General features: G+C 63.2%; 15 protein-coding genes. 5 read left to right on the top strand and 10 right to left on the bottom strand.

Translation table 11 applies throughout. The features are described 5' to 3' along the window. Positions 1–70: 70 nt before the first annotated feature. The 4 genes from F2S13_RS06755 to F2S13_RS06770 form a co-directional block, all read right to left on the bottom strand. Positions 71–1,447: an MFS transporter gene (locus F2S13_RS06755; protein WP_166359697.1), complete on the bottom strand. Its 1,377-nt coding sequence runs from the start codon at positions 1,445–1,447 to the stop codon at positions 71–73. A 289-nt stretch (positions 1,448–1,736) separates the two neighbouring features. Continuing rightward, complete coding sequence (gene puuE / locus F2S13_RS06760) at positions 1,737–2,630, bottom strand: allantoinase PuuE (RefSeq protein ID WP_166359698.1); 894 nt, start codon at positions 2,628–2,630, stop codon at positions 1,737–1,739. Further along, a complete protein-coding gene (locus F2S13_RS06765; RefSeq protein ID WP_166359746.1) occupies positions 2,630–3,475 on the bottom strand; it encodes a GNAT family N-acetyltransferase in 846 nt (281 codons plus the stop codon). The genes puuE and F2S13_RS06765 overlap by 1 nt, the downstream gene beginning before the upstream one ends. A 94-nt stretch (positions 3,476–3,569) precedes the next feature. Further along, on the bottom strand, positions 3,570–5,009 hold the full coding sequence (locus tag F2S13_RS06770; RefSeq protein WP_166359699.1) for an MFS transporter: 1,440 nt from the start codon (positions 5,007–5,009) through the stop codon (positions 3,570–3,572). A 142-nt stretch (positions 5,010–5,151) separates the two neighbouring features. Between F2S13_RS06770 and F2S13_RS06775 the strand changes: the two genes are divergently transcribed. Further along, positions 5,152–6,072, top strand: coding sequence for a LysR family transcriptional regulator (locus F2S13_RS06775; protein WP_166359700.1), 921 nt, complete (start codon positions 5,152–5,154; stop codon positions 6,070–6,072). On the opposite strand, the gene F2S13_RS06780 is transcribed toward F2S13_RS06775, so the two are convergent. The 3 genes from F2S13_RS06780 to F2S13_RS06790 all read right to left on the bottom strand — a co-directional run bounded on the left by F2S13_RS06780 (position 6,035) and on the right by F2S13_RS06790 (position 8,888). After that, complete coding sequence (locus tag F2S13_RS06780; protein WP_166359701.1) at positions 6,035–6,679, bottom strand: Vgb family protein; 645 nt, start codon at positions 6,677–6,679, stop codon at positions 6,035–6,037. The two genes, F2S13_RS06775 and F2S13_RS06780, sit on opposite strands and share 38 nt — an antisense overlap. Positions 6,680–6,714: 35 nt before the next feature. Next, positions 6,715–7,935, bottom strand: a complete 1,221-nt coding sequence (locus F2S13_RS06785) for a helix-turn-helix domain-containing protein (RefSeq protein ID WP_166359702.1) — start codon at positions 7,933–7,935, stop codon at positions 6,715–6,717. Positions 7,936–8,027: 92 nt separating this feature from the next. After that, positions 8,028–8,888, bottom strand: coding sequence for a CAP domain-containing protein (locus tag F2S13_RS06790; protein ID WP_166359703.1), 861 nt, complete (start codon positions 8,886–8,888; stop codon positions 8,028–8,030). 198 nt (positions 8,889–9,086) lie between these two features. Between F2S13_RS06790 and F2S13_RS06795 the strand changes: the two genes are divergently transcribed. Continuing rightward, positions 9,087–9,809: a GNAT family N-acetyltransferase gene (locus F2S13_RS06795; RefSeq protein ID WP_166359704.1), complete on the top strand. Its 723-nt coding sequence runs from the start codon at positions 9,087–9,089 to the stop codon at positions 9,807–9,809. Positions 9,810–9,815: 6 nt separating this feature from the next. On the opposite strand, the gene F2S13_RS06800 is transcribed toward F2S13_RS06795, so the two are convergent. Continuing rightward, positions 9,816–10,667, bottom strand: a complete 852-nt coding sequence (locus tag F2S13_RS06800; RefSeq protein WP_166359705.1) for a CAP domain-containing protein — start codon at positions 10,665–10,667, stop codon at positions 9,816–9,818. Here F2S13_RS06800 and F2S13_RS06805 point away from each other — a divergent pair. The 3 genes from F2S13_RS06805 to F2S13_RS06820 all read left to right on the top strand — a co-directional run bounded on the left by F2S13_RS06805 (position 10,666) and on the right by F2S13_RS06820 (position 12,277). After that, entirely contained in the window at positions 10,666–10,824 is a 159-nt protein-coding gene (locus F2S13_RS06805) for a hypothetical protein (RefSeq protein ID WP_166359706.1), read from the top strand. The genes F2S13_RS06800 and F2S13_RS06805 overlap by 2 nt on opposite strands. A gap of 12 nt (positions 10,825–10,836) precedes the next feature. Further along, positions 10,837–11,448, top strand: coding sequence for a cell wall hydrolase (locus F2S13_RS06810; protein ID WP_166359707.1), 612 nt, complete (start codon positions 10,837–10,839; stop codon positions 11,446–11,448). A 295-nt stretch (positions 11,449–11,743) separates the two neighbouring features. After that, positions 11,744–12,277: a DUF3087 domain-containing protein gene (locus F2S13_RS06820; protein WP_166359708.1), complete on the top strand. Its 534-nt coding sequence runs from the start codon at positions 11,744–11,746 to the stop codon at positions 12,275–12,277. Positions 12,278–12,344: 67 nt separating this feature from the next. Here the strand turns inward: F2S13_RS06820 and F2S13_RS06825 are convergent, their stop codons facing one another. Both F2S13_RS06825 and F2S13_RS06830 read right to left on the bottom strand, forming a co-directional pair. After that, the gene (locus F2S13_RS06825; RefSeq protein ID WP_166359709.1) at positions 12,345–12,797 is read right to left on the bottom strand and encodes an Ohr family peroxiredoxin; all 453 of its coding nucleotides are present in this window, start codon (positions 12,795–12,797) and stop codon (positions 12,345–12,347) included. Between the two features lie 103 nt (positions 12,798–12,900). Continuing rightward, the gene (locus tag F2S13_RS06830; protein ID WP_166359710.1) at positions 12,901–13,353 is read right to left on the bottom strand and encodes an Ohr family peroxiredoxin; all 453 of its coding nucleotides are present in this window, start codon (positions 13,351–13,353) and stop codon (positions 12,901–12,903) included. Between the last annotated feature and the right edge of the window lie 102 nt (positions 13,354–13,455).

The raw sequence follows: 13,455 nt of genomic DNA on the forward strand, positions 1-13,455 counted from the left end.
TGGCCCTTTTTCTAGCGGTTCAGGCTGAATCGGATGGCCTCCTGCCGGGGCGGGCAGGAGGCTTTTTTTCTTACCGACGATCTTGTGCGAGCTTGGCATCGCCAGGGTGGTCCGCCGCGGCGTTGTGCTGGCTGGCGTCTTCACGCAGTTCCACACGCTTGATCTGGCCGACGATCACCAGGTAGCTGAACACGGCCACCAGGGCATTGGCGCCAACATACACCAGGGCCCATTTGAAGGAGCCCGTCGCGCTGATGATGTAGCCAATGATGATGGGTGTGGTGATCGAGGCAATGTTGCCGAAGGTGTTGAACATGCCACCGGACAGCCCGGCGATCTGCTTGGGCGAAGTGTCGGAGACCACGGCCCAGCCCAGCGCACCCAGACCCTTGCCGAAGAATGCCAGGGCCATGATGCCGACCACCATCCATTCGGCATCCACATAATTGCAGATGATCATGGAGGTCGAAAGCAGCAGGCCGACCACGATCGGTGCCTTGCGTGCGAAGGTCAGCGAACTGCCGCGGCGCAACAGATAATCGGAAATGATCCCGCCGAGCACGCCACCGATAAACCCGCAGATGGCCGGTAACGAGGCGATGAAACCCGCCTTGAGGATCGACATCCCGCGTTCCTGGACCAGGTACACCGGGAACCAGGTCAGGAAGAAGTAGGTGATGGCGTTGATGCAGTATTGCCCCAGGTACACGCCCAGCATCATGCGGCTGGTCAGCAGTTGCTTGATATAGCCCCATTTCGGACCGGTACTGCCGGGCTGGCGCGGCTTGTCCATATCCACCAGGCCACCGTTGCGCTCGATGTGTTCGAGCTCTGCGGCGCTGATCATCGGGTGTTCCTTGGGGTTGTAGATGAGCTTGAGCCAGGCGATCGAGAACAGAACGCCCAGGGTGCCCATGACCACGAAAACGTGCTCCCAGCCCCAGGCATGGACGATGTAGCCCATGAGCGGCGCAAACAGCACGGTGGCAAAGTACTGGGCCGAGTTGAAGATGGCCGATGCCGTGCCGCGTTCGGCGGTGGGGAACCAGGCCGCGACGATCCGGGCATTACCGGGGAATGAAGGCGCTTCGGCAAAGCCCACCATGAAACGCAGCATGAACAGGGCGACGATCGCGTTGGCCACCGGCATGTAGCCGACGAAGCCTTGCATCACGGTGAACGCCGACCAGGTGAAAATGCTCATGGCGTAGACTTTCTTCGAGCCGAAACGGTCGAGCAGCCAGCCCCCCGGGATCTGGCCGAGGACATAGGCCCAACCGAACGCGGAGAAGATAAAGCCCAGGGTCACGGCGTCGATGCCCAGGTCCTTTTGCAGGCTGGAGCCGGCGATGGAGATGGTGGCGCGATCGGCATAATTGATCGTGGTCACGACAAACAGCATGAACAGAATCAAATAGCGTACATGCGTCTTTTTCGTCGCTTGCATGCGGGTGTACTCCCACTAGTTATTTTTGTGCGGGTTGGATGTGATCAGCTGTGTGATACGTTATCGTACAACTGCGGTTAATTCTAGATGTCGTTCGTCTCTTTTTGACGTTTTCTGTGGGGGCAGTATTGGGGTTGATGCAGGGGGGTGATTTGTTATCGTACAACGAACGCCTGCTGCGCAGGCGAGCGCAGCCTGCGGCAGCGGCTACAGAGGTTCGGCTTGCTACGGTTGGCGTAGCCGCTGCCGCCAGGCTGCGCTGGAGTCCCGCAGGGGCTCCCCGGCGTCCTCAGGCAGGGAACTGGACCATCCAATGCCTGGCAATCTCCTCACGCCGACAAATCCACACCGCGTCGTGGCCCTGCACGTAATCGAGAAAGCGTGCCAGCGCCATGGCCCGCCCGGGATGGCCGCTGATCCGCCCATGCAGGCCAATGCTCATCATCTTCGGGTGATGCGCGCCTTCCTGCCACAGCAGGTCGAACGCATCCTTGAGCAGCTGGAAAAAATCTTCCCCGCAACTGAATCCGTTCGGCAGCAGATAGCGGCAGTCGTTGTTGACCAGGGTGTAGGGGATTATCAGATGGGCAGGTGAACCCGGGAGCCAGTAGGGCAGGTCATCGTTGTAGGCGTCCGAGCTGTAAAGGAACCCACCTTCTTCGCGCAACAGACGACGGGTGTTCTGGCTGACCCTGCCGGTGTACCAGCCGGTGGGGCGTTTGCCGCAGATCCGTTCGATCACTTCGAGGGTGAGGCGGATATGGCGTCGCTCTTCGTCTTCTGGAATGTCGCGATAGTCCAGCCAGCGATAGCCATGCCCGGCAATCTCATGACCGGCAGCACAGAGCGCATGGCCGATCGCCGGGGTGAGTTCCAGCGCCCGGCCGACGGCGAAGGCGGTCAGCGGCAGACCACGGCTGTCGAACAGTTCCAGGATGCGCCAGACACCTGCACGCGAGCCGTATTCGTACATGCCCTCGACACTCAAGTCCTGCTCCCCGATGCGCGGCGGCCGGCCCGGCAGTTCGTGCAGATAAGCCTCCGACTGGACATCGCCATTGAGGATGCAGGACTCCGCGCCTTCTTCGATGTTGAGGACGAACTGGACGGCGACGCGCGCTTCACCGGGCCATCGCGGGTGGGGAGGGCAGCCGCCGTAACCTATCAGGTCGCGAGTGGCCATCAGCCCAGCTCGAAGGTTGTGACGCCGAAGATACGTTCGTGCGCGATCGCCGGTGCAGGACCGAGGTACATGCGTGCGCAGCCGAACACCTCGACCATCGCGTGCTGCTGCACGAGCGCCATGGCAGCGGGGTTATTCTCCGGGGCATCGAGAAACACCGGGCCACCCTGGGCAAAATTCGCCAGCTGCACGAAGAGGGCATTGGCGGCCAGGGCGTCATCGGCGAACAAGGGGCCGATCTTGTAGCCATGCCGGCAGAGCCTGGCGACGCCATAACCGCTCAGCTGTCCATTGTGCCGGCAGCCCAGGGCGAGTGCGTCGGGTTGGCTGACCCAGCCGCTGAGGAAGGTTGCGCGCGCGGCGGGGAAGCAACTGCGGTCGTAATCGACGACCTGATCGAAGGGGACGCTGGCCAGGGGGACGATGTCCTGGCCGTCAACCTCTACTGTCACCAGCGGTTCACTGATTTCGGCGCGAAAACGCATGTTGCGGTGGGAGAAGACGAAGCCACCCTTGGCGTAGTAGTCCTGCATGGCGAAGACGCCGTCCATGCCGATGCTCGCACCGGGGTGCAGGCGCGCGAGAAGTCTATCGCGGCGGGCGTGCCAGAGCATATTGCCGAGGCCCTGGCCGCGAAATTCGGGCCGGACGATGAAGAACCCCATGAAGCCGAAGTCGCCATGGTAGGAAGTGATGGCGCCGCCACCGATCAACTCGCCGCGCAGGTCCGCCGCGATGAAGGCATCCGGGTCCGTCGCCCAGAACAGCTCGGCATCGTGAAGGCCGGGGTTCCAACCCTCCCGGGCAGCCCAACCGACGAGTTGGTCCAGTTCGGGGCGGGTCATGTGGCGTATGTTCAACACCGCGAAGTCTCCATGGCGAATCTTTTCGGTATAGCTCAGTCTGCGGCACGCAACATCAGTCAATGACCCTCGACTTTCAGGACAAGGGCTCTCGACGCTTGCCGGTCAGGGCAGCGATGGCAAGCGCAATCGCGATCAGCACCAGCGCGACGGCGAAGGTAATGCGCATGCCGCTGGCGACGGACTCGGGAGGCGCCGTGGTGATATCGGCTGTCGCCGAGGCGAACACGAACACCGCGCCCAGGGCCGATGCACCGGTGATCAGCCCGAGATTGCGTGACAGGTTGAGCATGCCGGCGATGACGCCCCGTTGCTCGGGGCGGATTTCTGTCATCACCGCGGTGTTGTTGGCCGTCTGAAACAGTGCGTAGCCGAGGGTGACGATGACTATGGGGGCGATGTAGCCACAGATGCCAAGCGTCTCCGGGATCAGCGCCAGCATGAGGCAACCCGCCGCCACGGCGATGAGTCCGCCGACCGTGACGTGCCGGGCGCCAAAGCGATCGGCAAGACGACCTGCCGGGACTCCCGCCAATGCCGCGGCAAACGGCCCGACCGACAAGGCCAGCCCGACCCGCGCGGCATCCAGCCCGAGTGCATGGGCGAGATAGAAGGGCCCGACGACCAGGGTCGCCATCATCACCGTCGAGACGAGTGCGCTCATGGCCAGGCTCGCGCCGAGCACCGGGTCGCGGAACATCGCCAGTCGAATCAAGGGGGATCGGGCTTTCGCCTCGGCGAGCACGAACAGGCCGACGCCCAGGCCAGCTGCCAACAGCAACGCCATGTTCAGCGGGCCGAAATGGCCGCGCCCGAGCGTCATGGCGAGCGCATAAGCGGCAAGCGTCAGTGCCAGCAACAGCGTGCCCAGAGGGTCGAAACCGGCACGAGCGGTCTTCGGCTCCAGGCGATCGACGGGCAGGTAGCGGCGGGCGAGCAGCAACGTCAGGATGCCCAGGGGTACGGTAATGAAGAAGACGGCCTGCCACCCGAACCCGGCGATCAGAACACCGCCGAGCGACGGCCCCAGGGCTGTGCCAATCGCCGACATCGTCCCCAGCAGGCCCATGGCGCTTGCGGTCCTGGCCTTTGGAACCGTCTCGCCGACACAGGCCATGGTCAGGGCCATCATCGTGGCCGCGCCAAGGCCCTGCAGGACCCGCGCGACAACCAGCAGGCCGAGCGTAGGGGCCAGGCCGCACAGGGCCGAGGCCAGGGTGTAGACGAAAATGCCGGCCAGCAGCAGTCTGCGCCGGCCGATGATGTCGCCGAGCCGTCCGACGCTGACGATCAGGGTGGTGATGGCCAGCAGGTAAGCGAGGACGATCCACTGGGCTTGCTGGAAGGAGGCATCGTATGCCTGCGCCAGGGTCGGCAGGCCAACATTGGCGATGCTGGTGCCGAGCGAGGACAGCAACATGGAGAGCGAAAGGCTGGCGAGCGCCCACCGAACCGAAGGTGTCCGTTGTGCAGTTGCGGCTACTGCTTCATTCAGTCCTGAAGTGATCGGTTTCATCGTGCCCCCTTTTTTCCGATGGCTCGCGACATGGAGCTGTCGGAAATCTACGCTTGGGCATAACATGGCGGAAGGCGCACCATTTGCACTTTATTCGTGCGTTTGACGCCATATCTCCATGATGCCGTGCCAGGGCCGAAGCATGTCCACGCCTGATTTCAACCTGCTGGTCACCCTTGATGTGCTGCTCGCCGAAGGCAGCGTTGCCCGCGCAGCGGAGCGCTTGCGCCTGAGCCCGTCGGCGATGAGCCGGGCGCTGGCGCGATTGCGTGAAACGACGGGCGATCCGCTGTTGGTCAGGGCCGGGCGCGGTCTGGTCCCGACCCCACGGGCGCTGGAACTGCGCGAGCGGGTCAACCAACTGGTGCAGGACGCTGAAGCGGTTCTGCGCCCGGTTGAGAAACTTGACCTCGGAAAGCTGGTCCGCACGTTCACGCTACGTACCAGTGAAGGCTTCGTGGAGAACTTCGCCGCCGACCTCATCGGGCGCATCGGTGAGCAGGCCCCCGGCGTGCGGTTGCGCTTCATGCACAAGACCGATAAAGACAGCACGCCCCTGCGCGACGGGAGCGTCGATCTGGAAACCGGTGTCGTGGGCAGCACCGCAGGTCCCGAGGTGCGTACCCAGGCATTGTTCCGCGACCGTTTCATCGGCGTCGTGCGCGGGGGGCATCCCCTGAGCGAAGGCGAGATCACGCCTGCCCGTTATGCGGCGGGCAGGCACATCAGCGTGTCACGGCGGGGGCTCGACACGGGACCTGTCGATGAAGTCCTGAACCCGCTCGGGCTTGAACGCGAAATCGTGACGATCGTCGCCGGGTTTTCAACGGCGCTGGCGCTGGCCCGAGCCACGGACCTGATCGCCACGGTTCCCGAACGGCACAGCGCCAACCTGCGCGTCGGCATGCACAGCTTTGCGCTGCCCCTGCCCATGCCGACGTTCACGGTTTCGATGCTCTGGCATCCACGGCTCGATGCCGACCTGGCGCATCGCTGGTTGCGAGGCTGCCTGCGCGACGTTTGTGCTACTGCGAGCCCGTCCTGGGGCGGCGAACGGCTCTGATCTTCCCGCTGTTGCCGCCGCCGCAGAAGAACCGATCGCCGCCATCGGCCTCCAGGCCCGACACGCCGACGCCAGGCGGCATCTCCAGTTGCTCCAGGACCTCTCCGGTGCGTGAATCGACGTGTCGCAATTCACTCTGCTCACCTTCCCAGGTGCCATGCCAGAGCTCGCCGTCGACCCAGGACACCCCGGTGACGAAGCGGTTGGACTCGAGGGTACGAATAATCGCCCCTGTCTGGGGATCGATCTGATGGATCTTGCGCTCCCGATACTGTCCCACCCAGAGCGTCCCTTCGGCCCAGGCGAGCCCCGAGTCAGCACCGCCGCCGGGCGCGGGGATCGTGCCGAGCACATGGCCCGTCTGCGGATCGATCTTCTGGATGCGATCCTCGGCGATCTGAAACAGGTGCTGGCCGTCGAAGGCCGTTCCGGCGTGGGCGGCGACATCGATCGAGCGTAGCGTCTTGCCGCTCGCAGGATCCAGGGCGTTGAGCTTTTCGCCGCTGGCAAACCAGACGTTCCGGCCGTCCCAGGTAAGCCCGTGCACATGGTCGACGCCCGGGAAGGGTCCATATTCGCGGATGATTTCGGCTGCTGATCGTTTCATGCTTGCATCCTCAAAGCGGGGTGGTGAGACATACCCTAATCAATCGGGAGGGGAGCGGGGAGTAACAAGGTCGTCGTGAATCCCGCCACGGAAGGCGTTATCCAGCGACGCGTTCGCCCCTGACCGAACGACTGCACCGTGCCGGCTGCCGCCAGTGTCTCGAGGGCCCGTTGCACGGTGCGCTGACTGGCTCCGAGCGCCAACGCCAGCGCCGAGCTTGACCAGGATTCGCCATCGGCGAGGAAGGCGAGCACCGCAGCGTGCTTCTCCTCCACGGGCCGAGCCAGAACGACCACCTCGCGTGCGCGGCACGGCACCAGCGCAAACCCATGTTTGGTCGCCGTCACTCCAGCCAGTGCTCCCAGCGCGGCACGAAGCCGCCCGATTTCGACGCGCAACCGTGCGCGATGGGATTCATCGACGAACTTCGCCCGGAATGCCCGCAAGATCAGTGTGTTCCTCGGCACATCTGCCGGCCAGGCTTCGCCCAGGGCGCATGCCAGCGCGAACAGCACCGGACGCCTGGCGAGCGAAACCACTGTGTTTTCGTCGCGCACGACATGACGGCACGCGTCCACCACCAGCGCCCCCGATACCAGCAAGGCTTCAACATCGTCGAGCAGGAGCAGGCGCTCTTCGCCACGCGCGATCTGCCGTGCCGCGGGCGTGTCCAGGAGCAGCAGCGCGCTTTCGACTTCCGCCGTCAGCGCCGGGATGCCTGCGTGGCGTGCGGCCTTTTCAGCCCGGGCGAGGGCAGCGTGCGCCGTGCGGGTGTGCAGGCGTCGCAGTGCAATTCCGGCTACGACTAGCTCGTGGGCGGCCCGGGATGCAGGCGGGAAGGGTGCGGGATCGAGCTCGGCGAGCAACCGCTCGGCCTCATCCAGTCGCCCGATCAGCAGCAGGCGCCGCACCTCGAGATGCCGCGCGTGGGCGGCGTTGATCCGATCGCCATGGGCGTCGAGGGTCACCCGCGCGGCGTCGAGCGCCTTTGCCGGCCAGCCCAGATCCCGTGAAACGAGCGCGATCTCGGCCTCGGCGACGACACACCGCGCGCGGGCCACGGCCTCGTTCGGGCCGAAGGCACGCGCCGCACTGCGCAGCAGCGCCTTGGCACGAACGAAATCGCCGAGCTGCGCCATGGCGATGCCGCGAAGCGCGAGTGCCGGCGCGTCGTCGCGCAAGGCGACCCGGTTCAGGGCGCCGAGGGGATCACCCGCCGCGAGCGCACGCGCGGCGGCCGTGATCAGGGAGTCCATTTGAATCGCGCCACGCTTGTCACTCCCACCGTCCGCTGCCCGTCGATTAGTCTATCTCACGACGCTCGATCAGCAGGGTTCAGCCGGAGCTTTCAGGGGGCGCCGAACACCATCGTCCAATAGACGCCCTTGTCGCTGCGCGAATTCGCGGCATAAGCCGCGCCAACCTGGGTAAACATCGGGTTCATCAAGTTGGCGCAATGCCCGGGGCTGGCCAGCCAGCCGGCCATCGCCTGGTTCGGCGAGCCTTGCCCGGCGGCGATGTTCTCGCCGATCTTGCGGCCACGGTAGCCGGCGCCCCATGCCCGGTCCGCCGGCATGTCACCGTCGGGGTCCTCGTGGGCGAAGTAGTTATCGGAGGCCATGTCCCGGCTGTGTTGCTGCGCTGCCGTACCCAGTGCTGCACTCCAGGTCAGCGGTCGCGCGGCGGCGAATCGCTGGCGACCGCACAGGCGTGGCCTGGCTCGTGCCGCGTTGACCTGGGCGAGCAACGTCTTTGCCGCCGCGCGTGGGTCGCCCATATGACCATCGATCAGAGGTCGCGCCAGTACCACTTGCCACTCATCATCGTCACGGCTGACGCCGATATCGGCAAACTGGGCATCGAGCAGGGCCCCACAGTAGCGGCGCTCGAGCATGTCGAAGGCCGCGTCGGCATCTTCTGCGCCGACCACACGGATGCTGCGTACCGACACCGCTTGATAGCCCGAATCCTTCAGCGTCTCGCGCAAACTGCCATCATCACCGATTGGCAAGGCCAGCTTCGATTTCAGCGCCAGGGGCGTCAAGGCTCTGGCCGAGCGCTTTTCGCAGCGTTGGGGGGCGGCGCGGTAGTCGTTGATGGCGTCCACCAGTTGCCGTTCCCCGCGGGCATGGGCGGGGCTGGTGAGCAGAGGAAACAAAGGAATGAGGCACAGCGGAACGTAGCGAGAGGAGCGGACGGTTTTGCGCATGTGGCAAACAGCTCGGATGTTGTTGTGGGTAGGGGTTCCAAAGCGCAGCTAAGACTGCGAATCCCAAACCAAGTTTCAGCATGGAGAGTACAAATTTCTCGTTCCCACGCTCTGCGTGGGAACGAGGACCACTGAGCAATCAGACCGGTTATGATGACCCCACCCAACGCTCATCATTCAAGCCAAGTCAGAACCTCGATGCCCACCATCACCCTGTATGAAACCCCGCCACCCGAGCCCATCAAAAGCCAGATCCTGCAGATGGTCGTCGACTACGTCACCGATATCAGCATGGTGGCCATCGCGCCGAGCAACCCGCTCTATAACCTGTACCAATACGGTGTCGGCTATGAAGTCCATCTGTACCTGGACGCCATGGACGGTTCCAAAGGCATTCCGGTCGAATTGATCGTGGCGGTGGATGACCAGGATCCTGACACGGTCGTCGGCTTCTTGCTGTATCTGCCGGTGCAGGACGATCCCGAGGCGAGCGCAGTGGCCTATATGGGCGTGCGGGCAAGCCATCGACGGCGGGGTATTGCGCGGGCGATGCTGCAGGACATGGTCGCGCGCTACCCCCATGCCGAGCTGGCCTGTTTCGTGGGCAAGGTGCCGTATTTCGAGGCCATGGGCTTTCAGGTCGTGGGCGCACGCGGTCCGCAGGTGCTGATGAATACCCGCGATCACGGCACCGACGGGCTGTTGGCGGTGCTGGATGTGGCGCCGATCTATAACTCAGTGGAGGTCCGGCAGATTCATACGTATCTGCTCAAGCAGCACGGGAAAAGAGCGATGGTGGATGCCGAGAAACAGCGTGACCGGCACCTCGATCAGATGACTCGCCAGGCGCAGGCCTTTGTGCGGGAGCGCCTTGGCGAGGCCGCGGCGCTGAACAGCGGCCGCCAGCCACGCTTGCTCTGATAGGCGTTACTGGGTCCCGAACATCGCCGTCCAGTAGATGCCCGCGTCACTTTTCGGGTCCACGGCATAGGCAGCACCCAAGTCGCGGAACTGCGGGTTCATGAGGTTGGCGCAGTGCCCCGGGCTGGCCAGCCAGCCATCGACCACCTTGCGCGCGGTGTCTTGCCCGGCGGCGATGTTCTCGCCGATCTGCTGGGCGACATAGCCTGCCAGTTCGGCCCGGTCACCCGGCGTGCGGCCATCGCGGTCCCTGTGGTCGAAGAAGTTGTTGTTGGCCATGGCCCGGGTATGGGTCTCGGCCGCCGTCGCCAGCGTGGCATTCCAGGTCAGCGGCGCCGTGGCGGCAAAGGCCTGGCCGCCGCACTGACGTGGCTGGGTGCGGGCGGTGTTGATCATCGTCAGCAGCTTCTGTCCCTCCGCCTGCCAGTCGCCCAGACGCCCGGCCAACAACGGACGGGCCAGCACGATGCGCCAATCACGACCCTCGTGGCCTACACCGATATCAATGAATTGCGGGTTGAGCACCACCTGGCAGAAGCTCTCCTGCACCGCTTTCATGGCCGCCTGCGCATTAACAGGCCCGTTGAGGCTGATCGACTGGACGCTCACCATCGGATAACCCGTACTCGCCAGCGCCTGCTGCAGGTCGCCGGTGCTGCTGGTGGACAGCACCAGGCGCGGATCGGTGACCAGTGGCGGCAGTTCCGCAGACGCCTGGCCCGCACAGCGCTGCGCCTGGCTGCGATAGGCGTTGATCGAGTCGACCAGTTGCGTTTCCTCGGTCGCCATCGCGCAGGCAGCGAAAGCCAACCCCAGCGACAGCCCGGCTAGACGGACAGCGAATGACATGACGCGCATGAAAATCTCCCTTGAACTGACTGCGCTCATGATGCGCGATTTCGCCCTACCTAGTGCAATGCCTTTTTTCACACCGAAACAGTATTCGTTTGCAGTGTGGTGGAATGATTTTGCTACTACCCTGTTGATTAAACAAAGCGAAGTCGCCTTTCAGTGAGAAGGTCCGACCATGCGCCTCATATGGCTAACATTCTGCCTCGCATCGGCCCTTATCGGAGGCCAGGCGTTCGCCGCTGGCCAGGCGCAAAACGCCGAAACGGCTGAAGACAAGGCGCAGGTACTGGAAAAAAAAGCCGCAGAGGGCAGCGCGGCGCCCAAGGCCGATGCCATCACCAAAACCGAAGTGCAGGCCGTCGACCCCAAAGGCGCAGCCGCGCTGGACGATGCGATCACCTGCCTGGCACGTTCCATCTATTGGGAAGCCAAAGGCGGGGAGCCTGCCGACATGGAAGCCGTTGCCAGCGTTGTCATGAACCGGGTCGGCCATGAGGGCTTTCCGGATACGGTTTGCAAGGTGGTCAAGCAAGGCTCCGAGAAAAAAGCCTGTCAGTTCTCCTGGTGGTGCGATGGGCGTTCGGATCAAGTGGTGGAAGACGACCGCTACACGATCGCCAAGGAAATCGCGCGAAAGGCACTCAACCAGCAACTGACCGACCGAACCCAGGGTGCCTTGTATTTCCACAACAGGCACGTGTCGCCCGACTGGGCCAAGGAATACATCAAGACCACCGAGACCGGGTATTTTCTCTTCTACAAGCCTCGCGCTGGTGAAGCCCACTAACGTCGCGATCCACGCTTCCTCGTTTCCTCGTTTCCTCGTTTCCTCGTTCCCACGCTCTGCGTGGGAATGCATCCCCAGACGCTCCGCGTCCCACTCGGAAATGTCGACGCGGAGCATCTGACACGGCATTCCCACGCGGAGCGTGGGAACGAGAAGGCGGCTTGCTGCTGGTGTCGGCCTGGTTGACCGTGCTGATATAAGTCGAAGGTGGTCAGGGCTGGGCGATTTAAACAGCCGCCTGCTGGCTCACTCGGGTGATAATGCCGGGTCATCGTTTTCAGAGCCCGTCACCTACATGTTCGAGATCAAACCGCAGAACCCGGAAACCTATCGTCAGCAAACGCGGCGCAGCACGGTGATCATCGCATTGATCTTCGTCTCGCTGGCCATGGTGCTGTCCAGTGCGGCGGTGATGATGTTCGGCGAACAGGGAGGCGATAATTTTCGCTTGAACCTGGCCGGTGTATTGGTGGCGCTGGTGTCGTGCATGGTGCTGATGCGGGTGAAGTTCTGGTCGCAGCCGTGGATGGCCGCGGCGGTCTACGGCTGGCAGCTAAAGCGCAGCCTGATGAGCGTGACCAATGTCATGCACCACGTCAAAACCCGCGTGCAGGCGGGCGATCCGGCAGCCATGAAGCTGTTGCGCTTCTATCATCTAGGCGTCACCCAGATGCACCAGTTGGACGCCAACTCGAGCGCCTTGAGCCAGATGGTGCACGAGATCGATCAGCACAAGGCGGCCATGGAAGCCCAGGGAATGGACACTGACCAACCGCGCCTGGACCCGGAATGGCTCGAGGCGGTGAAGAAGGCCGGTGCGGTGAAATAGGCGTACATAAAAGGTTCGTGCGACCGGTTCGTCGTGCCTGGCAAAGGCGAACCGGCCGCGCGGCGCATCATGCGGTCAAGACGTTGAAGGCCACGTCAATGTTGCCTCGCGTCGCTTTCGAGTACGGGCAGATTTCGTGCGCGCCGTGCACCAGCGCCGTTGCGACTTCCTGCGTCACGCCGGGTACGCGCACTTCGAACCGGGCCTGGATGAAATAGGCTGCGCCGGTCTGGCCCAGGTCGACCTCGATGTCGACGGACAGGTCGGATGGAAGCTCCAGCTTCATCTCCTTGGCCACGACCCCGATTGCCGCGCTGTAACAGGCTGACCATGCCCCCGCGAACAGTTGCTCGGCGGTCGGGTGTGGCTGGATGGCGTTGAATACGTGCGCCGGGGTCGCGCTGCCGGGCGAGGAGAGCTGGATGTCGAGGGTGCCATTATGGCCTCGCGACGTTTTACCAGCGCTGCTGGCGGTGGTGTGGGTTTTGCCTGTTACCAGGACTTTTTCGATTTTGCTCATGGGTGATTCCTCAAGGTTTGGTTTGTTATCGCATACGATAAAGTCGTATGCGATATATTCTATGGGCAAAAATGCCGTTCGGTATCAATTCTGCACGGGCACATCACGCCGTGATGACATTCAGGGCAACGTCGATGTTGCCGTGTACTGCCTTCGAGTACGGGCAGATTTCGTGGGCGGCCTGGGCCAGCGCTGTCACAACCTCGTGCGCCAGTCCCGGTGCGCGCACATGAAAGCGTGCCTGGAGGAGGTAGGCCTGACCAGTCTGGCCCAGATCGATCTCGATGTCGACGGACAGATCCGCTGGCAGTTCAATGTTCTTTTCCTTGGCGACCAGGCCGACGGCGGTGATGTAACAAGCCGACCAGGCTCCCGCAAACAGCTGCTCTGCAGTCGGGTGCGGCGCGATGGCGGTGAACACGTGCGCCGGTGTCGCGTTGCCGGGCGAGGAGAGTTGGATGTCGAGGGTGCCATTATGGCCGCGTGAAGTACTGCCAGTGCTGCTGGCGGTGGTGTGGGTTTTGCCGGTAAACAGTACTTTTTCAATTTTGCTCATGGGGTGAATCCTCAAGGTTGCGATTGATGAATCTTTAATATCGCTTACGATTAAATCGTGTGCGACTTAATATTCGGGCAGAAGGCGATCGATGTCAAGCGA

It is taken from the genome of Pseudomonas akapageensis (genome assembly GCF_011355085.1).
GTDB classification, from domain to species: domain Bacteria; phylum Pseudomonadota; class Gammaproteobacteria; order Pseudomonadales; family Pseudomonadaceae; genus Aquipseudomonas; species Aquipseudomonas akapageensis.